Origin of the sequence: Rhodococcoides fascians NBRC 12155 = LMG 3623, assembly GCF_001894785.1 — a bacterium.
GTDB classification, from domain to species: Bacteria; Actinomycetota; Actinomycetes; order Mycobacteriales; family Mycobacteriaceae; genus Rhodococcoides; species Rhodococcoides fascians.
Window position 1 is genome coordinate 61,619 of the sequence record NZ_BCWW01000011.1, and the last position, 21,185, is coordinate 82,803.

18 protein-coding genes are annotated in these 21,185 nt (G+C 64.3%); 8 read left to right on the forward strand and 10 right to left on the reverse strand.

The features are described 5' to 3' along the window. Positions 1-64: 64 nt before the first annotated feature. Genes RFA01S_RS21485 through RFA01S_RS21500 form a run of 4 tightly spaced genes read right to left on the reverse strand, consistent with a single transcriptional unit; the run spans position 65 to position 4,327 of the window. Positions 65-1,147 carry a glycerate kinase gene (locus RFA01S_RS21485; protein WP_027497763.1) on the reverse strand — a complete coding sequence of 361 codons (1,083 nt, stop codon included), beginning with the start codon at positions 1,145-1,147 and terminating at the stop codon, positions 65-67. Beyond that, entirely contained in the window at positions 1,144-1,995 is an 852-nt protein-coding gene (locus RFA01S_RS21490; RefSeq protein ID WP_032406917.1) for a sugar phosphate isomerase/epimerase family protein, read from the reverse strand. Before RFA01S_RS21490 ends, RFA01S_RS21485 begins: the two co-directional genes overlap by 4 nt. Continuing rightward, positions 1,992-3,173 carry a dihydrodipicolinate synthase family protein gene (locus tag RFA01S_RS21495; RefSeq protein ID WP_032406918.1) on the reverse strand — a complete coding sequence of 394 codons (1,182 nt, stop codon included), beginning with the start codon at positions 3,171-3,173 and terminating at the stop codon, positions 1,992-1,994. Before RFA01S_RS21495 ends, RFA01S_RS21490 begins: the two co-directional genes overlap by 4 nt. Further along, entirely contained in the window at positions 3,170-4,327 is a 1,158-nt protein-coding gene (locus tag RFA01S_RS21500; protein WP_027497766.1) for a Gfo/Idh/MocA family protein, read from the reverse strand. Before RFA01S_RS21500 ends, RFA01S_RS21495 begins: the two co-directional genes overlap by 4 nt. Before the next feature lie 211 nt (positions 4,328-4,538). On the opposite strand from RFA01S_RS21500, the gene RFA01S_RS21505 reads away from it, so the two are divergent. From RFA01S_RS21505 to RFA01S_RS21520, 4 genes are all read left to right on the forward strand, one after another. Continuing rightward, a complete protein-coding gene (locus RFA01S_RS21505; protein ID WP_032406992.1) occupies positions 4,539-5,567 on the forward strand; it encodes a LacI family DNA-binding transcriptional regulator in 1,029 nt (342 codons plus the stop codon). A gap of 115 nt (positions 5,568-5,682) precedes the next feature. After that, on the forward strand, positions 5,683-6,552 hold the full coding sequence (locus RFA01S_RS21510) for an ABC transporter permease (protein WP_032406919.1): 870 nt from the start codon (positions 5,683-5,685) through the stop codon (positions 6,550-6,552). A gap of 35 nt (positions 6,553-6,587) precedes the next feature. Continuing rightward, positions 6,588-7,616 (forward strand): ABC transporter substrate-binding protein, encoded by a 1,029-nt coding sequence (locus tag RFA01S_RS21515; protein WP_032406920.1) that lies wholly within the window; start codon positions 6,588-6,590, stop codon positions 7,614-7,616. Positions 7,617-7,625: 9 nt separating this feature from the next. Then, a complete protein-coding gene (locus tag RFA01S_RS21520) occupies positions 7,626-8,435 on the forward strand; it encodes an ABC transporter ATP-binding protein (RefSeq protein WP_032406993.1) in 810 nt (269 codons plus the stop codon). Between the two features lie 101 nt (positions 8,436-8,536). On the opposite strand, the gene RFA01S_RS21525 is transcribed toward RFA01S_RS21520, so the two are convergent. From RFA01S_RS21525 to RFA01S_RS21550, 6 genes are all read right to left on the reverse strand, one after another. Beyond that, positions 8,537-9,373: an HpcH/HpaI aldolase/citrate lyase family protein gene (locus tag RFA01S_RS21525; RefSeq protein ID WP_032406921.1), complete on the reverse strand. Its 837-nt coding sequence runs from the start codon at positions 9,371-9,373 to the stop codon at positions 8,537-8,539. Then, a complete protein-coding gene (locus tag RFA01S_RS21530) occupies positions 9,370-10,533 on the reverse strand; it encodes an acyl-CoA dehydrogenase family protein (RefSeq protein WP_032406922.1) in 1,164 nt (387 codons plus the stop codon). The genes RFA01S_RS21525 and RFA01S_RS21530 overlap by 4 nt, the downstream gene beginning before the upstream one ends. 24 nt (positions 10,534-10,557) lie before the next feature. Next, positions 10,558-11,928, reverse strand: a complete 1,371-nt coding sequence (locus RFA01S_RS21535) for an MmgE/PrpD family protein (RefSeq protein WP_052060618.1) — start codon at positions 11,926-11,928, stop codon at positions 10,558-10,560. After that, a complete protein-coding gene (locus RFA01S_RS21540; protein ID WP_032406923.1) occupies positions 11,925-13,142 on the reverse strand; it encodes a CaiB/BaiF CoA transferase family protein in 1,218 nt (405 codons plus the stop codon). Before RFA01S_RS21540 ends, RFA01S_RS21535 begins: the two co-directional genes overlap by 4 nt. Continuing rightward, positions 13,139-13,687: a MaoC family dehydratase gene (locus RFA01S_RS21545; RefSeq protein ID WP_032406924.1), complete on the reverse strand. Its 549-nt coding sequence runs from the start codon at positions 13,685-13,687 to the stop codon at positions 13,139-13,141. The genes RFA01S_RS21540 and RFA01S_RS21545 overlap by 4 nt, the downstream gene beginning before the upstream one ends. Before the next feature lie 131 nt (positions 13,688-13,818). Continuing rightward, positions 13,819-14,553: a FadR/GntR family transcriptional regulator gene (locus tag RFA01S_RS21550; protein ID WP_032406925.1), complete on the reverse strand. Its 735-nt coding sequence runs from the start codon at positions 14,551-14,553 to the stop codon at positions 13,819-13,821. A gap of 315 nt (positions 14,554-14,868) precedes the next feature. Between RFA01S_RS21550 and RFA01S_RS21555 the strand changes: the two genes are divergently transcribed. The 4 genes from RFA01S_RS21555 to RFA01S_RS21570 all read left to right on the forward strand — a co-directional run bounded on the left by RFA01S_RS21555 (position 14,869) and on the right by RFA01S_RS21570 (position 21,161). Next, complete coding sequence (locus RFA01S_RS21555) at positions 14,869-16,950, forward strand: hydantoinase/oxoprolinase family protein (protein WP_032406926.1); 2,082 nt, start codon at positions 14,869-14,871, stop codon at positions 16,948-16,950. Further along, the gene (locus RFA01S_RS21560; RefSeq protein WP_032406927.1) at positions 16,947-18,764 is read left to right on the forward strand and encodes a hydantoinase B/oxoprolinase family protein; all 1,818 of its coding nucleotides are present in this window, start codon (positions 16,947-16,949) and stop codon (positions 18,762-18,764) included. Before RFA01S_RS21555 ends, RFA01S_RS21560 begins: the two co-directional genes overlap by 4 nt. Further along, a complete protein-coding gene (locus tag RFA01S_RS21565) occupies positions 18,710-19,969 on the forward strand; it encodes an amidase (protein WP_238325077.1) in 1,260 nt (419 codons plus the stop codon). Before RFA01S_RS21560 ends, RFA01S_RS21565 begins: the two co-directional genes overlap by 55 nt. Positions 19,970-20,144: 175 nt before the next feature. Further along, on the forward strand, positions 20,145-21,161 hold the full coding sequence (locus tag RFA01S_RS21570) for an ABC transporter substrate-binding protein (protein WP_032406928.1): 1,017 nt from the start codon (positions 20,145-20,147) through the stop codon (positions 21,159-21,161). Positions 21,162-21,185: the final 24 nt, after the last annotated feature.

A 21,185-nucleotide genomic window follows, 5' to 3' on the forward strand; every position in this document is an offset into this window, starting at 1 on the left:
TCCTCAGCGCCGGTGCCGCAGCAGCGGGCACCATCCGATCCGACGGCGTTTTCGGTGCCCCTCGCTATCGAACTTCGTGTGCCAGACGCCGTCCAGCGTCGATCAACCATTGTCGCGGATCCGCCATGGCGGCCTCACTGCTGCCGGCAAGGTCCGTCAGCGACACGGTCCGCACCTCGACGTCCGACTTCACCGCCCCGGCGACCACCACTACCGGAACCGAAGCGTCCGAACACATCTGAACTACATATCCGACCAGTTTGCCCGTCAGCGACGTGCGATCGAAGGTGCCCTCACCCGTCACCACGAGGTCGGCGGAAGAGACAGCAGCCGACAGTCCCGTCAGGTCCGACACCCGTTGCGCTCCGGCGGATACACGAGCCCCCAGCGCGCACAGCCCAAATGCGACCCCTCCCGCAGCACCGGTTCCCGGCATGGACGGGTCGGCCGGCAAGCCCGCATCGGCGAGCAGATCGGCCCAATACTCCAACGCTTCGTCGAGAGACTCGATGTCAGCGGCCGACGCACCCTTCTGCGGCCCGAAGATGTGTGCGGCACCGTCGAGTCCGAACAAGACCGCGCGCGTATCGGTCAGCAATTCGATATCGGACGGCACCCCCGCGAGGCCCGACGCATCCACCGACCGGGCGGCCACCAGACCTGCACCGCCCTCCGGAACGTCCTGACCCGATTGGTCCAGCACCCGAACGCCAAGCGCCCGAAGCACTCCTAGCCCGCCGTCGGTCGACGCCGAGCCCCCCAGCGCTACCGTAATTCGATCCGAACCGCAGCCTCGAATGACCTCACCGAGCCCGCGGGTGGTCGCAGCAAATGCATTCAGCGACTCCATCATCGCGATGCCCGACGACTCCGAAAGCTCGATCACCGCCCGGCCGTTGTCGAGCATCAACCATCGCGCGTCGACCGGCCGACCGTCCGGGCCGCAGACACCGCGCACCGATGACCACGTCGAGTCTGCCGAGCACGCTGCGAGCACGTCGAGCGTCCCTTCGCCCCCATCTGCCTGCGGCATCGACACCAGGTCGTCACCCTTGCGGACAGCCGCCCACCCCTCGATCAGTGCCGCGGCGGCATCCACAGCGTCGATGGTGCCTTTGAAGGAATCGGGGGCGAAGAGAACTCTCATGCGATCAGACTGGGAAGAACCAGATCGCGGTAGCGCTGCTTCATCGTCTCGATCACCTGGTCTCCATCGGTCGCCCACACGGCAGCGTTGAAGATCTCCACTTCGACATCACCTCGGTACCCAGCGTCCTGAATCCATCGGCCGATGGATTCGAAGTCGATCACACCGTCTCCCATCATTCCGCGCGACAGAAGCGGGTCGGCCTCCATCGGCACCAGCCAGTCGCACACCTGGTACGAGCTGATGCGGCCACGGTCACCTGCCGTTCGGATCAATGACTCCAGGTCCGGATCCCACCACACGTGAAAGGTGTCGACCACGACGCCTACCGCTTCCACCGGATGCGGCTCGGCCATCGACAAAGCCTGTCCCAGTGTGGAGATGACAGCACGGTCGGCCGCGAACATCGGGTGCAGAGGTTCGAGCGCTATGCGAACCCCCCGCTCGAGTGCATACGGAACGAGCAGAGCCAGCCTCTCTTCCACCCGAGCCCGCGCTCCGACGAGGTCGCGATCGGGGATGCCACCCATGACCATCACGAGCTCGGGCGCTCCGAGTTCGGCGGCTTCGTCGAGAGCGCGACGGTTGTCATCGAGACCGTCGTCGTCGATCGCCGTGAGGAACCCACCGCGGCAGAGGCTCGACACCCGCAGACCGGCATCGGAGATGAGCTTGGCCGATTCGCTGACACCGGCCTCCTGAATCCGATCCCGCCACGGGGCCACCGCACCCAGCCCGGCTCGCGCGGCCCCGTCGACGGCTTGCTTCAGCGTCCAGCTATTCGTCGTCTTGGTGTTGAGAGATAGTGACGCGTAGGGGTTCTCGATATCGAACGGTAACAATTTCACGAGGACACTCCGTTCAGATCCAGGTATAGCCCCATACGATGCGCAGCCAGCGACGGATCCGACAAGAGCCCGGCGCGATCGGCGAGGACGAACAGCGTGGTCAGGTGTTCCACACTGCGACCCGACGACAGACCGCCCACCATCGAATAGCCCGGTTGCTTGCCGTTGAGCCACGACAGGAACGCAATCCCGGTCTTGTAGTAATAGGTGGGCGCGGCGAAGATATGGCGGCCGAGCTCCTGCGTCGAACGCAGAATGGTCTCGGCGCGTGCAGTGTTCCCGCGGTCGAGCTCCTGCAACGCCGTCGACGCCGCCGGGTAGATGCCGGCGAAGATGCCGAGTAGTGCATCCGAATGATGCTGTCCATCGCCGATGATCAGCTCGGGGTAGTTGAAGTCGTCGCCGGTGTAGAGGCGGACGCCTGCGGGCAGCCCGGCTCGTAGTTCGATCTCGTGCTGAGCGTCGAGCAACGACACCTTCACTCCGTCGACCTTGGCTGCGTGCGACTCGATCAGCCCGCGGAAGGTACCCGTAGCGGACGAAATGTCAGCGCTACCCCAGTATCCGGCGAGCGCGGGATCGAACATCGTTCCGAGCCAATGTAATACGACAGGCTGTTCGACTTCGTCGAGCAATGTCGAGTAGACGTGCAGATAGTCGTCGGGTGACGTCGCCACCCGAGCCAGGGCGCGTGAAGCCATGACGATGACCTTTGCTCCCGACTCGGTGACCACCGAGATCTGCTCGCGGTAGGCGTCGAGCACAGCAGCGAGACCGTCTTTGCCCGACGGCAGCGCGTTCAAGTCGAGTTGGTCCGTTCCCGCGCCGCAGGCGAGTGATCCTCCGACGCGAGCGGCCTCGGCTCCAGAGCGACTGATCAGCTCGGACGTAGCGGCCCAGTCCAGGCCCATGCCGCGCTGAGCGGTGTCCATCGCATCGGCGACACCCAATCCGTAGGACCAGAGTTCATGGCGGTACGCCATGGTGGCGTCCCAGTCGATGTCGGCGGGTGCCCCCGGGGTGTTGTCTCCTGTGGCCCTGGGGATCACGTGCGCTGCGGCATATGCGACGCGTGAGGTGATGGGGGCGGTGGGCTTGGTCCACTCACCCGGTTCGCCGAGCGCGTAGACCCCGCGGCCGGGGAGGGTGATCGACACCCTGGAGTCGACGGCGGTCACAGCGCGATCTCCGGGACCTCGAGGCGACGGCCCTCGGCGGAGGATCGCAAACCGAGCTCGGCCAGCTGCACACCGCGGGCAGCGGAGAGCAGACCGTAGCGGTGCGGCCGTTCAGCGACGACGTCGCGCAGGAACTCTTCCCATTGCAACTTGAACCCGTTGTCCAAGTCCGCGTTCGCGGGAACCTCGAGCCACTGGTCGCGGAACGGTTCGGTGACGGGCAGATCTGGATTCCATACAGGCTTCGGGGTGTGCGAACGATGCTGGGCGACGCAGTTGCGCAACCCCGCGACCGCCGATCCGTGCGTGCCGTCGATCTGGAATTCGACCAGTTCGTCTCGGAACACTCGCACTGCCCACGACGAGTTGATCTGGGCGACAACGCCGTTCTCCATCTCGAAGATGCCGTAAGCGGCGTCGTCGGCGGTGGCGGCGTATTCGTTGCCCTGCTCGTCCCAGCGCGTCGGGATGTGGGTGGCGGTTTTCGCAATGACGGTCTCGACCTTGCCGAGGATGCCTTCGAGCACGTAGTTCCAGTGGCAGAACATGTCGACGACGATGCCGCCGCCGTCCTCGGCCCGGTAGTTCCAGCTGGGTCGTTGGGCGGGCTGACCGTCGCCTTCGAAGACCCAGTAGCCGAATTCGCCCCGTAGGGAGAGGATGCGGCCGAAGAATCCCTCGTCGACGAGCCGCTTGAGTTTGACCAGGCCTGGGAGGTAGAGCTTGTCGTGCACGACGCCGGCCGTGATGCCTGCGTTCTGCCCGATGCGGGCCAGTTCGATGGCTTGCGTCAGCGTTTCGGCTGTCGGCTTTTCCGTGAAGATGTGCTTGCCGGCCTTCATCGCCGACGAGAGCGCCTCGGCGCGCCGCGAAGTGACCTGAGCGTCGAAGTAGATGTCGACGGACGCGTCGTCGATGACCGATGCGCTGTCGGTGGTGTACTCGGCGATACCGTGTCGGCTGCAGAGCTCTTGGAGCTTGGCTTCGTTGCGGCCGACCAGGATCGGCTCGACCTGTATGCGTGAACCGTCGTCGAGGAGGAGCCCGCCGGCGTCGCGGATGGGCAGGATGGAGCGAAGAAGATGCTGACGGTAGCCCATGCGGCCGGTGACGCCGTTCATGGCGATGCGCAAGGTACGGGTGGGTGTGGGCATGAGAGATTGCCCTTTCTGTGCACTGATGACGAAGGACGTGGGACGACGGCGAGCCATGACGGATGGGGCCGCGGCGACGGTGTGGCGGAAAGTCCACTACGCGTCGTGAGGGAAAGTCAGCTTTGGAATGCGCTTTCCAAGCTATGCTGTCGATGTCGATCGGTCAAGTGCGACCGTCGATCACAACGATTTCGCAGGGGGTGAGGGGTTCATGGCGGCAGTCCGACTCAGCGATGTGGCTGCGGCGGCCGGCGTCTCGCAGGCCACAGCGTCGCGGGTGCTCAACGGCTCGTCACGAGTGCCCGGCGAGGGTGTCGCCGATCGCGTCCGTGCAGCGGCGGCGGATCTCGGCTATATCGCCAACGCGCAGGCCCAGGCGCTGGCTCGGTCGTCGACCGGACTGATCGGGCTCGTGGTGCACGATGTGGCCGATCCGTACTTCTCCTCCATCGTTCGCGGCGTGCAGAACGAGGCGCGCGACGCAGGCAAGCTGGTGCTCCTGGCCAGTACCGAGCGCGATTTCGCTCTCGAGCGGCAGTCGGTCGCCACCTTCATCTCGCACCGCGCCGATGCCATCATCCTGGCCGGCTCGAGGCAGAGCGGCGACTTGGACCGAGCGTTGGGACAGGAGTTCGCGGCATACCGCGACAACGGCGGCAGGGTGGTGGTGATCGGACAACCGGTGCCGTTCGCCTCTGCGGTCGAACCGGAGAACTTCGCCGCATCTGCGGCTTTGGCGCAGGCCCTGCACGAGCACGGCCATCGTCGCTTTGCCATCATCGGCGGACCGGGAAATATCCGGACCTCGACCGATCGTCGCAACGGCTTCGTCGAGACACTGTGCACACACGGCATCACACCGGAAATCGAAGTGGCCGGGGACTTCTCGCGAGACGGCGGCTACAGCGCCGCGCGGCGTCTGGCGGCTGCGCTCGAACTCTCCCCCGGCCACGGCGCTCCACCGTGCGTGTTCGCAGTCACCGACGTCATGGCCATCGGGGCAATCGCAGCGTGGCGTGAGCTGGGCCTGAGCGTGCCGGAGGATGTCTGCGTCGCCGGATTCGACGACATCCCTACACTGCGCGATCACTCTCCGAGCCTGACCACCGTCGCACTCTCGTTGGTGGATATCGGCGAGAGAGCCGTGCAGCTCGCCCTCGATCCGGACAGTCGCCCTGGCAGCCGGGAGTGGGCACCGGGCACCGTCGTCCTGCGCCGTAGCACCTCTCTGAACAGCTGATTGTCCGAATTGCTTGACACTGTGGGCGCGATCACACTACGTTGGGCGACAGCTTCGGAAAGCGCATTCCAGCGGGTGTAGACGGACCCGCCTCCTACTAGATCGAGGACTCCATATGACGACAACATCGTCGGTCGAAGTCCGTTCTGCCACTGCGTCGGTTCCTCAACCCGCACCGACCCGTCGTCGACGGTTCCCTTCGCTCCGCAATACCTGGTCCGGCCTCTGGCGACCTCTGGCCCTCGTGGCCGTGCTCGTCGCCGCATGGTGGGCCGTCACCGCCTCCGAACTCGTTGCGCCCTATATTCTTCCGTCACCCGGTGACACGTGGTCGACGATGGTGGACAACGCGTCCTACCTCGCCGGCCACACCTGGGTGACAACGTACGAAACCGTCGCCGGCTTCATCATCGCCAGCGGCGTCGGAATCGCCGTTGCAGTGGTGATGATCTACTCGTCCTCGATCGAGAAGACGATGTACCCGCTCATCCTGTTCGCACAGGTGATCCCGAAGATCGCCATCGCGCCACTGTTCGTCGTGTGGCTCGGCTTCGGTCCCAGCCCCAAGATCCTCGTGGCCGTCCTCATGGCCTTCTTCCCCATTGTCATCGCCGGAATGGCGGGATTGCGTTCCGTCGATCCCGAGATCCTCGAACTCACATCTACCATGGGTGCGAGCAAATGGAAGACGTTCTGCAAGGTGCGTTTTCCGGCGTCGTTGCCGCAGCTGATGTCCGGCCTCAAGATCGCCGCAACACTCGCGGTGACCGGAGCGGTGGTCGGTGAATTCGTCGGGGCCAACGAAGGTCTGGGGTACGTGATCCTCCAGGCCAACGGAAACATCGATACAGCAATGCTTTTCGCCTCTCTGATCATCATGTCCCTGCTCGGCATCGTGCTCTTCCTGATCATCGAGATCGCCGAGAAGTTCCTTATCCCCTGGCACGCATCGCGTCGCTCCACCGCGTCCGTCGGCGCTGTGTGACCCGCTTGCTCTCCCTCCATCGAAGGACATATTCCATGAAGCTCAAAAACGTTCTGGTGGCGACCGTCGCGTCGTCCGCTCTCGTACTCGCCGGATGCAGCGGAGGAGGTGGAGGCGAGGAGAAGGCCCCGGGTGCCGACGGTGAAACCACCGCGACCTCGCTGATGCTCAATTGGTATCCCTACGGCGAGCACGCCCCGTTCTACTACGGAGTGCAAGAAGGTATCTTCGCCGAGCACGGTATCGACCTCACCATCACTGCGGGCCAGGGATCGACCAAGACCGCACAGGCCGCGGGCTCCAACCAGACCGATTTCGGCTGGGCCGACACTGCGGCCGTGATGTCCAACATCGACAAGGGGGTCAAGGTCAAGAGCCTCGGCGTATTCCTGCAGACGACGCCGTCGGCTGTGCAGGTCTACGCAGACGGACCTATTCAGACCACCGCCGACCTCGCAGGAAAGACCATCGCCGTCTCCGCCGGGGATGCGCCCACCACTACATTCCCCATCTTCCTCGACCGCGTCGGCGTTCCCGAGGACCAAGTTCAGCAGCAGAGTCTGGACTCCGCGGGCAAGATCGCCGCGATGCTCTCGGGTCAGGTCGACGGTCTCATCGGCTTCGCACACGACCAGGGGCCCAATATTGCGAACAAGTCCGGACGCGAGATGCGCTACCTCCGTTACTCCGACGAGGGCTTGAACTTCTACAGCAACGGCCTCATCGCCAACACGTCGACCATCGAGCGCTCCCCCGAACTCGTTCAGGCCATGGTCGACGCCACCCGCGAATCGTTCGAGGCAGCCATCGCCAATCCTGAAGCGGCCGTGGCATCGATGGTCGGTAAGGACCCGCAGACTCCGCCGGAGTCGGTGCTTCTGCAGCAGTGGCAGGAAACCATTCCGCTGCTCACCACGGACAACACCGAAGGAATGGCTCCGGGTGTCAACAGCGACGAGGACTGGGCCAACACCATCAGCATCCTCAGCGATGCCGGACTCACCGAGGCTGGAGCCGAGTCCTCGACCTACTGGGACTCGACCTTCACCTCCAACGAGGAATGAGACGTGACCATGAATGCGATCACCAGTGAACGGCCTCCCACCGTGACGGACACCGCGGTCTCTGTCGACAACCTCACCGTTCAGTTCTCGTCCAAACGAGGTGACGTGACCGCTCTCTCCGATGTCGACCTCCGGGTTGGGAAGGGTGAATTCGTCTCCATTGCAGGGCCTTCCGGTTGCGGCAAGTCCACCCTGCTCAAAGTGGTCGCCGGTCTCACCGGTGCCTCACGTGGGTCGGTCCAGCTGGTCGGCAAGGAGGTCAAGGGCCCGCAACGCAACATCGGCTACGTCTTCCAACGTGCTGCACTGCTCGAATGGCGGACCGTGCGCAAGAACATTCTGCTTCAGGGTGAGATGCGCGGAATGAACAAGAAGGTAGCGGCCGCGAAGGCCGATCAGCTCATCGAGATGACCGGGTTGACCGGTTTCGAGGGAGCACTCCCCCATGAGCTGTCCGGCGGCATGCAGCAGCGCGTATCACTTTGTCGCGCATTGCTTCACGAACCCGAAGTGTTGCTCATGGACGAGCCTTTCGGAGCTCTGGACGCTCTCACCCGCGAGAAGATGAACGTCGAGCTGCACCGCATCTGGCGGGAGACCGGAACGACGGTCATGCTCGTCACCCACTCCGTCGCCGAAGCGGTCTACCTCGCCAACCGAGTGGTCGTCATGAGCCCACGGCCGGGTCGGATAGTGGACATCCTCGACGTCGACCTTCCTGTGCACCGCGATTACAGCGCAACGATGGAGAAGCCAGAATTCATCAGTGTTGCAAACACTGTCCGCGATCTCCTGGGAGCGACAACGAGCGCGGACTGATCACCACGCACAAGGCCCTGCAGACCTCGATGGTCTGCAGGGCCGCCTGCCGTCGTGAGGGCTGCATTTCACGGGTGCATTGTTCTCCGGCGTCGAGCTTGTCAGCTCCGCGCCATCGTCTCCCGTGCGACTCCTCGCTGCGCCACGCGTCGAGCACTCCGCGCCACGGCTTCGTCGATCAGGAATCCTTTGCTGTCCACCGCCACACCCGAGGTGGCACGTTCCAAGTCGGCCAACAGTTCCTGAGCTTCTCGTACCTCGTCCTCCGAGGGCACGAACACCGTTCGCACAGGACCGAGTTGAGCCGGATGAATACACGCACGACCGACAAAACCGAGACCAGCAAGCGTTCGGGTATCGGCCTCGAACGCATCGGCATCGCGGAAATTTCGCGACACCGCAGCAGGCGGTGGATCGATCCCCGCCGCCACGCTGGCTGCGACCACCTGAGCCCGCACGAACGACAGTGATTCCGCGGAACCGTCGACGCCCAGATCGGCGGCGAGATCCACCTCACCGATCTGAAGAAACTTGACCCTAGGCGCACGGGCGATCTCGAGAGCAGCGAACACTCCTGCGGCCGTCTCGATGAGGGGTGAGACCACCGCGCTGCTGCCACCCAGTAGAGCATCGGCCTGCTCCACCTCGCGAGCCGACGACACCTTCGGCAACCAGATACCGGTCAGGTTCGGGTGCAGCACTGCACGTATATCGTCCTCCTGCAACGGCCCTGGGTTGACCCGCACCCAGATCTGCACGTCACCCGGATCGCAGGCAGCAACCCACTCGGCTACCGTCGCGCGAGCGTGATCCTTGTTCGGCGCGGTGACGGCGTCCTCGAGATCCAGCACCACCGCGTCCGTGCCCGATGCCAGTGCTTTGTCGAACCGCTTTGGCACGTCCCCGGGAACGTAGAGGTACGTCAGAGCGGTCCTCATCCGATGACGCCCGTGCCCGCTACGAGGGACTTGGCAATGACGGTGCGCATGATGTCGTTGGTGCCCTCACCGATGGCCATGAGAGGCGCATCGCGGTAGAGACGCTCGACGACGAACTCGGTGGAGTATCCGTAGCCACCGTGGATGCGCATCGCTTCGAGGCTGGCGGTAATGGCGGCCTCGGAGGCGAAGTACTTCGCCATACCGGCTTCCATATCCACTCGCTTACCCGAATCTGCCTGCGATGCAGCCCAGTACGTCATCAGACGTGCAGCCTGCAGCTGGGTCGCGATGTCGGCGATCTTGAGCTGGATCGCCTGGAACTCGGCGATGGGCTGACCGAATGCGGTGCGCTGCTTGGCGTATTCGAGGGCGGCGTCGTAGGCAGCCTGCGCGATGCCGACGCTGCGGCCGGCGATGTTGAGACGGCCGATCTCGAGACCCGACAGTGCCTGCTGCAGACCGCGACCCTCGACGCCACCGAGCACTGCGTCGACGGGGACCCGTACGTCGGTGAACGTGATCTCGCACGATTCGGTGCCCTTGTAGCCGAGCTTGCCCATGTCGCGCTGGACCTCGAACCCGTCGGTCGTGGTGTCGATCAGTAGCAGCGACATGCCCTTGTGCGCGGGAGTCGTGGTGGTGTCGGTCTTGACCAGTACCGGAAGCACATTCGCGTGTCGGGCATTGGTGATCCAGGTCTTCGCACCGTTGACGACGTAGTGGTCGCCGTCGCGCTTGGCGGTGGTCTTGATGCCCTGCAGGTCGGTTCCGGCACCGGGCTCGGTCAGGCCGACTCCCGTACGCCATTCACCGGACGCGAGCTTGGGCAGCAGTGTGTTCTTCTGCTCCTCGGTGCCGTGCTTGCCGATCATCCAGCACGAGAGGTTGTGGCTGCCGAGAATTCCGGCGACGCCCATCCATCCGCGGGCAAGCTCCTCGTAGACCAGGGTGAACGAGACCTTGTCGAGGTCGAGGCCGCCGTACTCCTCCGGCGTCGTGATCCCGAACAGGCCCATGGCCTTCATGTGTTCGACGATCTCGGTGGGGTACCGGCCCGTCTTCTCCCACTCGTTGGCTACCGGGATGATTTCCTTGTCGACGAAGGTGCGCAAAGCTTTACGGAATGCCATCTGCTGTTCGTCGTACGTGAAGTCCATGATGATGTCCTGTCGGTTGAAGAGTCAGGGTGCCGGCGCGATGGCTGCGGCGAGATCGAGAATGGCGGTCAGGTCGGTTTCGTCGACCAATCCGAGGATGCGGTCGGAGAGCTCGGCAGCACGAGAATCGTTGCCGCAGTTGGCGAGAAACTTCTCCAGCAGACGGTCGTCGCTCAGGGGGAATCCGGCGGATCCATGACTGCCGCCGACGGAGGCGTCGAGCACTCGTCCGTCGGTGAGGGTGAGAACCGCCCTGCCCGACGCGGCGGCCGCGGGAACCTCGGACGGGAGGTTCGTCACCCGCACCTTCCGGGCGGTGACGAGTACGTCTTCGCGTGCGATGGATTCGTCGGTGTAGGTCGAGACGGTGATGGTTCCGTCGTGCAGTAGCGCCGCCACACTCCACGGCAGGTCGAACTTACCGTCGTAGGTGCTGCGCGGCGACGCGACTCCGGTGTTGGGTCCGCACACGAAGGGACTCGAATCGGGGTGAACGTACACCTCGATGTCCGCGACATCACTGGCCTGAACTGCGTTGTCGCCGAGCGCCTTTGTCACTGCATCGAGCGTGACGTGCATCAGCTGGCAACTGGGGTACGGCTTGATGCCGATCCGGGTGGCTTCCCACCGCGTGCCGAGTCCCTCGGTCAGCGCCGCGAAGTTCGTCGGCCGGTCGGTCAACGCGGCGTAGATCCCGCGTCGACCTTCGAGAACCGACGACGGGCCGGTCGCACCGGCGGCCGCGAGCCGAGCAGCGAGAACACCGTTCATACTCGCTGATCCCGGATGCAGTGCCTTGGTATCGGCGTCGGTATCGAGAAACTCCAGCAGTCCCGAACTCGACGATCCGGCGATCCCCAGGGCGTTGACCAACGTCTCGGTGTCGAACTTCGAGAGGTGTCCGGCGACGAGGGCGGCTGTCAACGGTCCCACCGCTGCCGTGGCATGCACACCCCGAGCATGGAATCCGTGCGGGCTGACTTCACCGAGGCGACAGGCGGTTTCGAGCCCGAGAGCTGCGGCGGTCAGCACATCTGCACCAGAAGCTGATACCTGCTGCCCGACGGCGAATGCCGCAGGAAGAGATACGGCCGTCGCGTGCACCAGTGCGCCCGCATGCGTGTCGTCGAAGTCCAGAGAGTGCAGCATCACCCCGGTCGCGAAGGCGGCTGCGGGCGCGGACAGACCTCGAGTGCCGGTGAGAGGACGCGCCTCCGGTGGGCCGCCGAGAGCGTCGGCCACTGTCCAGCCCGGTCGGCCGTAGCCGAGTCTTTGAGCCGCAACGGTATTGCCGACGCCATCGAGCAGGTGGCGCGCGGCCGCGTGCCGGACGTCCTCGGACAGATCGGCAACGGTGACACTCGATGCCCACTCCGCCAAGATCGTCGAGGTCACGCCCGCACCTCGTCCTTCGCCGTACCGAAGGCACCCTCCGCCTTCAGTTTTGCGACGCGTTCGTCGTCGTAGCCCAACTGATCGCGCACGATGTCGTCGAAGTGCTCGTTGCGCTGCGGCGCTCGGCGGTACTGCTTGGCCTCGGAACCGAAGTTCACCGGGGAGGCGACCTGGCGGACCGTGTTGTACACCGGGTGCTCGGTCTCGACCACAAGATTGCGTGCGAGCGTGTGCGGTTCGGTGAGTGCGTGCTCGACGTCGTTGATCGGACCGGTAGGCACCCCGGCTGGGCCGAGCTTCGAGAGCCAGTGCTCGACGGTGTTGGTGGCGAACACCTCTTCCAGGATCGGCAGCAGCACGTCCTGGTGCTTGCCGCGCAGGGAGAAGTTGGTGAACCGTGGATCGGCACCGAGGTCCGGGCGATCGATGGCGACGACGAGCCGGTCCCAGAACTTCTCCTTGGCGCAGCCGACGATGAGCCAGCCGTCCGTTGCCTCGAAGGCCTGGAACGGAACCAGGGACGGGTGAGCGGAGTTCTTCGTGCGGATCGGCTCGAAGCCGGCGTTGAGATGCCAGGTCGCGGGATAGGTGAGCAGCGACATCGCCGTGTCGTACAGCGAGACGTCGCAGTCACCGCCGATGCCGTCGCGTCGGGCAGCGTGCAATCCCGACAGCAGTGAGATCGCGGCGACGAATCCACCGGAGTAATCGACCAGCGACAGACCGGATTTGGTGGGCGGGCCGTCCGGGTCGCCGGTGACGCTCATCCATCCGGCGAGACCCTGCAGAATGTAGTCGTAGCCAGGCTCTTTCGCGCGCGGGCCGGTCATACCGAAGCCGGTGAGACTGCAGCACACGATCGCAGGATTGAGGTGCTTGAGCTGGTCGTAGGTGATGCCGATCTTCTCGGGCACGTCACCGCGGAGATTGGAGTAGACGGCGTCGCTGGTACGGACGAGGTCTTCGAACACCGCCCGCCCGCTCGGGGTCGAAAGGTCCAGTGAGAGAGAGCGTTTGTTGCGATTGAAGCTCTCGAAGAACAGCGAGTCCTCACCCTCGTTGTAGGGCGGGACGTAGCGGCCGACGTCGCCGCCGACGCTGGGGTCCTCGATCTTGATGACATCCGCGCCGAGGTCGGCCAGATGCAGGCTGCCGAACGGCCCTGCGCCGTACTGCTCGAGGGAGATGATGCGGACGTCTTCGAGTGGCCTCATGCGTCGGAATCTTTCGTCGTGGGGAGTTCGAGCGGGCCGTTCTGCGCTTCGGGGAAGTAGTTCTGCCCGATGCCACTGTCGCGGGTGGCGACCATGACCGAGCGTTTCCACGAAATGACCTCGACCCCATCCTGATTGAGGCCGCGGGTGATCATCGAGACAATGCCTGCGTAGGGGCGTGACTCCGACTTGCGCAGCCCGGTGCAGATGCTTTCGGCATACAGGGTGTCGCCTGCATAGACGGGGTGGGACATCTTGATGTCGGTGAAGGCGAGGTTCGAGATCGCGTTCTGGCTCATGTCGATCACCGAAAGTCCCAGCACCACAGAGACTGTGAAGCCGGAGTTGACGATGACCTTCCCATCGGTGATGGGGTTCTGCGACGCCAGGTGCGCGTTGAAGTGATTCTGGTTGGTGTTGAGCGACAGCAGCGTGATCCACGTGTTGTCGGTCTCCGAGATCGTCCGCCCGAAGGGATGTTGGTAGACGTCCCCCACGGTGTAGTCGTCGAAGAAGCGCCCCAGAACGGCCGGATGGATTGCCACCGTGTCTCCTCGTGTCGGTTTGGCGAGTGCCTTACCTAGACCATAAACATCAGATGTTTACGGCGTCAAGGGTTCGCGAAAACCGGTAATCGGCAGACTTCCCCTGAATCGACTCGATAAAGAGCAGATGTTTACGGGTTGCGGAGTCGATCCATCCGTCGGTACGAGTCACCGAGGTGATCGAGATGCTTGCGCATGAGATCCATGGCAGCCATCGAGTCACCGGCCTCCACCACGTCGAGCAGTCCCCGGTGGTCGCTGTCGACGCACTGCCAGAAGCCCTCAGGTGCGTGGTCACGGCCGAAGCGGCCGGACAGGACACGGAAGACAGGTGCGGTGATGAGCTCGAGCAGGGGGTTGTGGGCTGCGCGCAGCAAGACGAGGTGAAATTCCTGGTTCTTGGCGAAGGTTTCGGGCCCCTGCACTTGGTTGGGGTCGAAGATGGTCTCGTTGAGCTGCTCGAGATGCTCGTCGGTGCGGCGGAACGCGGCAATGCCCGCCGCCGGAACCTCCATCAGGTTGCGCACTTCCATGAGCTGGTCGACGGTGACAGTCTCCGCGGCAGCCATCAGAGCGACACCGGTTTCCAGGTGCTCACTGATGTGTCCGACACTGGGGACGGCGACGAAGCTTCCCCCGGTCACTCCCCTGGTCGTCTCGATCAGGTTCTGGCTGGCCAGGGACCGGAGGGCTTCACGAATAGTGCTACGCCCGACGCCGAATTCGGCGGTGAGTTCGGCTTCCCCGGGTAGCCGCTCCCCTGGCTGCAGCTCACCGGAGAGAATGCGGCCCCGAAGATGGCCGGCGAGAACCGCATACGCGGGGACACTCTTGGCGGTCGCCTTGAGCGGAGCCGATTGGGCCACGTCTTCCCCCTGATGTCGCTCGACTGTTTCTGCCGACTGGTGGGTACCAGTCGGCTCGAGCTTAGCCTGGCCGATGCCCGGAGATGCGGAGATCGCAACCCTCGATACATCCGCTTTTTAGCAAGAAACCACGCATACCTACCCGAATCTAGGCCGATATCTGGACAAAGCCGACGCAATACATCAGAGGTATTGCTTTTCCCGTCGATCATCAGCACTATGACTCATGTCACCTCAGCAGTGACCCCACGACTTCGTAGGACACGCGGAGCACGCCTTCCCGCTCCCCTCGGGCACCGACAGAACGGACGCAGCATGAAACGCATTGGAGTCGACGTCGGCGGCACGTTCACCGACCTCGTCCTGTGGGACGACGACGGCACGGTCGTCGTGCACAAGACCCCGTCCACCAACCACGATCCCTCGATCGGCACGATGGACGGAATCAAGGTTCTCGCCGAACGTGCCGGCATTGACCCGTCCGAAATCGACATGTTCTTCCACGGCACCACCGTGGCGACTAACATTGTGCTCGAGCACAACGGCTGCGACGTCGGCATGATCACCACCGAGGGTTTCCGCGACCTGCTGCACATCGCGCGTAAGAAGCGTCCTCTCAATTACTCGAACTACCAGGATCTTCCGTGGCAGAAGTGGCAGCTCGTGCCGCGACGCAACCGTCGGGTGGTCCCGGAGCGCATCGATGCCGCGGGAAATATTCTGACCCCACTCGACGAAGATGCGGTGCGCGAGCAGGTTCGCCTGCTGCGTGAGCGCGGCGTACAGGCCATCGCCGTCGCATTCCTGCACGCGTACCGCAACCCCACGCACGAGCAGCGCGTGCGAGCCATCATCGAGGAAGAGTTTCCCGGCGTCTTCATCTCACTCTCCAGCGAGGTGGCTCCGCAATACCGCGAGTACGAACGCTTTTCGACCGCAGCGCTCAACGCGTTCATCGGACCGAAGACCTCGAAGTACATCGAGAACCTGGCCGGTAAGGCCAAGGCGGCGCAGGTCGGCGAAGACGTACACCTCATGACCTCGGCCGGCGGGCTCGTCACCTCGCGCAGCGCCAGCGAAATCCCGGTCTCACTCCTGACCAGCGGTGTGGTCGCCGGCCTGCTCGGTGGCTGCGCCATCGGCAAGGCATCCGGGTTCCCGAGTGTCATCACTCTCGATGTAGGCGGCACCTCCGCGGATGTCGGCGTGGCCCCGGACGGCGCGCTGCGGATGAAGCATCTGCTCGACACGCGGATCGGTGACTACCACGCGATGGTGCCGATGGCCGAGGTCGACACCATCGGTGCCGGAGGCGGTTCCATCGCTGTGGTCGACGACGGGGGCATGTTCCGCGTCGGTCCTCGCAGCGCGGGTGCTGTTCCCGGACCGGCGTGCTACGGACACGGCGGCACCGAACCGACCTCCACCGACGCCATGGTGATGATGGGATGGCTGCGCGAGAAGAGCTTCCTGTCCGGAACCATGGAGGTCAAGCCCGAGCTGGCACGCGAGGCGATTCAGACTCACATTGCCGACAAACTCGACACCCCACTCGACGATGCCGCGATGGGCATCTTCAAGATCCTCGCCCATTCCATGACCGAGGCGATCAGCCTGCACTCGGTGCGCAAAGGCTATGACCCGCGCGACTTCTCACTGATCGCCGAGGGTGGTGCCGGCCCGCTGTTCGCCTGGCAGATCGCCGACCAGCTCGGTATTCCGCGCGTGATCGTGCCCGGTCACCCCGGCATCACCTCCGCTGTCGGCCTGCTCACCACCGACATCCGCTACGAGGAGCCGACGACGGTGTGGACGTCGTCTGCGGACCCGAACATCGAACTGCTGCAGGAGCAGGTCGAGCGTCTGTCCGCACTGGCCGTCGCGCAGCTCGAGAAGGACGGCGTTGCAGCCGAGAATATTTCGCTCGAACGCAGCGTCGACTGCCGTTATGTCGGCCAGGGCTACGAATTGCGCGTCGCCGCGCCGGACGGCGACATCGACGACGTGTGGGTCAAGACGGTTGCCGAGGCATTCCACGACGTGCACGGACGCACCTACTCTCAGCGGTTCGACGACAAGCCCGTGCAGCTGATCAACGTCCGCGTCACCGGCGTCGGTGCGGTCCCGCACGTGCAGATCGCCGACATCGCCGTAGGCTCCGCCGACTCCTCGGCCGCGATCAAGACGACCACCCAGGCGCTGTTCTGGCAGGACGAGACGTCCGCGCCGCAGTGGGTGGACACCCCTGTCTACGAGCGGTCGTTGTTGTTGGCGAACAACGAGATCGAGGGCCCGGCGATCGTCGAGCAGTTCGATTCCACCACGATCATCGGCATGAACCAGCACGCCACCGTCGACGCCGTCGGCCACATCATCATCGAGAGGAACCCCGCATGAGCAAGGCGCTGATGCCCACCACCGGAGTATCTCTGGCGGGCGAATCCACTCGAACCTGGAACGACGTCGAGGTCGATCCCATCACCCTGCGCGTCATCGGCGGAGCCCTGCAGTCGATGGCCAAGGAGATGGCCCAGGTCCTCTATCGCATGGCGTACTCCTCGCTCATCCGAGAGTCCGAGGACCTCGGCGCGGGCATCTTCGACATCAACGGACGTGAACTGTGCGAATCGGATTCGACTCCGATGCACTGTGGTTCGATTCCGGCGTACATCAAGGGTGTCAACCGTCGCCTCGCGGGAACGTACAAGCCCGGAGACGTGGTGCTGCACAATCATCCGTACCACGGCGCGGCTCACTCCCCCGATTACGGCGTGATCATTCCGATCTTCTGGCAGGGCGAGCACATCGGCTTCGCCGGGTGTACCGGTCACGTGTCCGACGTCGGCGGCAACTTCCCCGGCCTGTGCATGGACGTCGTCGATGTGTGGGCCGAGGGCAAGCTGATGGACTCGATGAAGATCTACGAGGCCGGGGTCCGCAACGACTACCTGATTCAGCACATCCTCGACAACGTCCGTACCCCGGAGCAGAATCGCGGCGACCTCGAAGCACTGATCGCGTGCTCGCGCATCGGGGAGAGGCGGTTCACCGAGCTGCTAGAGAAGTACGGCCTCGACACCGTCATGAGTGCGGGCGAGCGGTGGATGGACTACTCCGAATCCATGCTGCGCAAAAAGATTCGCGAGATTCCCGACGGCAGCTACACCGCACCCATCGGCTACCTCGACGACGACGGCAAGAACCGCGGCGAACCGCTGAAGGTGGCCGTGCGGGTGCAGGTCGAGGGCGAGGACATTCTCATCGACCTCACCGGCTCGAACAGCCAAGTGCCCACTGCGTTCAACGTCCCGTTCGAGGGTTCGGTTCTGCCGGTGACCGTCTCGGCCATTCGCACGATTCTGCTCGACGAGGATCTGACCGAGGAATTCGTTCCCCAGAACGACGGGTGCTTCCGACCCGTCAAGGCCTATGCCCCCGAGGGGACCATCTTCAACCCGGACTTCCCCGCGTCGTGCTTCGCGCGGTTCTCTCAGGTGAACCGGGTGTTCGACTCGATCAACCTGGCTCTGGCCCCGGTGCTTCCGGATCATGCCATCGCCGGATCGTCCGCCGCTCTGTGCGCCATCGCGTATTCCGGCATTGCGCCGGACGGCGAATCCTATTGGGTCTACATCGAAATCAACGAGGGCTCTTACGGTGGCCGCAACGGCAAGGACGGCATGGACGCCGTCGACGCCCTGATGGCAAACACCCGTAACAACCCCATCGAGGAACTCGAGCTCAACCACGCCATGCGCGCGTTGCGGTACGAGCTGCGCGACGAGGCTCCCGCACCAGGGAAGTGGCGCGGCGGTATCGGCAGTGTGCGCAAGTGGTTGATGGAGACCGATACGTTCCTCGGTTCCGAGGCCGACAATCGATCGGATCCGCCGGCCGGTGCTCTCGGCGGGCACGACGGTGTGTCCGGCTCGTTCACCAGGAACGCCGGGACCGATCGCGAGGAAGTGTTGTACTCCAAGGTCACTCAGGAGACGATTCGCTCCGGTGAGACGCTGGAGATCAAGCTCCCCTCAGGCGGTGGCTTCGGAAACCCGTTCGAGCGTGATCCGTTCCAGGTGCTCAGCGACGTCTGGGACGAGTACCTCACCGAGGACGATGCTCGACGCGACTACGGTGTGGTCGTGAACACCGATTCGTGGACGGTAGACGAGGACGCGACGGCCGAGCTGCGCGCCCGGAGCGCCGCCTGATCGAGGACGGGACCTTCGGCGGTGTCGTCCGGTGGATCGACGACCGGAACGACACCCCGGGGCCCCTGTCCGGCCTGAGCATCGGCGTCAAGGACAACATCGACGTGGCCGGCGTCGAGACCACCTGCGCGTCGAAGTTCCTCGAGCACAACGTCGCCGACGCTGATGCCGACGTCATCACCCGCCTGCGGCGCGCAGGCGGGTCGGTGGTCGCGAAACTGAACATGGCCGAGTTCGCCGTCGGAGTCACCTCGCAGAACTCGGCTGCAGGCCCGTCGTACAACCCGTGGGACCGCACTCGGGTCCCCGGCGGATCGAGCGGCGGTTCGGGGATTGCCGTCGCCGCCGGACTGGTCGACGCATCCCTGGGCACCGACACCGGCGGGTCGGTGCGCCTCCCCGCCGCGGCATGCGGAATCACCGGTCTACGCCCGAGCTGGGCATCGATCAGCAACGACGGCGTCTTCCCGGTGAGCGAGCAATTCGACACAGTCGGCCCGATGGCGCGGTCGGTCACCGAGGTGAAAGCCCTGTTCGACGTCCTGTCCGCCAGCCCATCCGAGCCCTCGAAGGTGACGCGCATCGGTGTCCCCACCGTGTTCCTCACCGCAGACGTGGACCCCGGCGTCGCGCAGACCGTTGCGGCCGCGGTGCGCACGTTCGCCGAACTGGGGTACGAGATCGTCCCCATCGAACTGGGGCATGCCGCCGATGCCCAGGACATCGTCTACACGATTGTCTACAGCGACCTCGCTCGCCGCCATCGGCACCGGCTCGACACCGAGCCTTCACGTTTCCAACCCGCGACCTACGAGCGAATAGCGTTGGGCCTGAGCATCTCCGAGTTCGACCGTGCCCGTGCACTCACCGGCCGTGATCGGTTCCATCAGGCCATGACCGCCACGTTCGAGACCGTCGACGTGGTGTTGACCCCGGCCATGCCTGTCGACGTTCCCCCGAGGGACGGGGGTGACGACGTCGTCGCGCTCTCGCGCCGGATGGGACAATTCACGTACCCGTGGTCGTTGCACGACGGCCCGACGCTGGCTCTGCCGGTCGGGTTCCACCCGTCCTCGGGCATGCCGGTGGGAGCGCAACTCACCGCTGCGGTGCACCGTGAGGGCGCGTTGTTCGGCGTGGGCGAGCGCTATCAGTCGGTGACCAACTGGCATCGGGCGACACCACCGCATACATCTGATCTTTAACCCCGGCCGTTCCGTCAATCAGCGGGTATTGTCCGTATTTACCTCATCTTGACGCCTAAAACATCTTATGTTTAAGTGGTGAGCAGCTGTTACGTACGTCTCACTACGGGTGGGCCTGCGACAGCCGACACTCCTACTTCGGCACCGTCACGCCGATCAGCAAGCGAGGACGCAGATGCATTTACGCCGAATCACCTCGATCATGACAGCAGTAGCGCTGTCCGGCGCGCTGGTGGCGTGCGGATCGGATCCCGGCCCCGACGCGGACCCCGCCAATCCGGTCACGATCGATGTCACCGTCTCGGCAGCGGCCGAAATCTACAGCATCCCTTGGCTTGTCGCGCAGAAGCAGGGACTGTTCGAGAAGCACGGCGTGATCGTCGAGAACATCGTGCCGGGCAAGGGCGGTAGCGCGACCATGCGCACGCTGCTCGACGGCAACATCCCCATCGGTGAGGTCAGCTACCCGTCGATCGTGCAGGCGGACGCGGCCGGCTCCGAACTGCGCATCGTCGGCGGCGGCACGCAGGGGCCGTACCCGATGAACTTCTACGCACTCGCCTCCAACCCCGACACCAACTCCATCGAGGACGTCCGCCGGTGGGCTTACACCCGGCCCAACTCGGCGTCCGATGCTCTGACGCGTCTGCTTCCCTCCGTTGCGGGCGTCGACCCGAGCCGGATCGAGCGGGTTGCCTCCGGCGGTATCGGCGAGGGCTTCGCACTACTCGAAGCCGGCAACGTCGATATCGCACTCGTTCCCTCCATCGTCGCCGAACAGCGACCGGGGGATTTCAAGCTGATCGTCAGCAGCCCCGACTACATGTCGCGATTCCTGCAGTCGACGATCACCACGACCAAGGATTACGCCGCGAGTAATCCCGGCGTCGTGCGCGCCATCAATGCCGGTTACACCGAGGCGGTGGCGTCGATCAAGGCCGATCCTGTTGCGGCAGCGCAGATTTATTCGGATTACACCGGATTCGATATGGAGTCGGCTATCGCGGTGGTCGAGCGCGCATCCTCGGTCGACACCTGGGGTGGCGGCTTCGACGCCGCGTCGGTCGAATCCGCCCAGGACGGCGTGGAAGCGTCCGGGAGCGATCGAGTACCCAACTTCTGCACCCTGTTCGACCCGGACTTCCTCGCCGCGGGAGTAGAGAACGATGTTCCCGGCGACTGCGACTCCTGACCGCAATTTCCCACCACCAGAAGG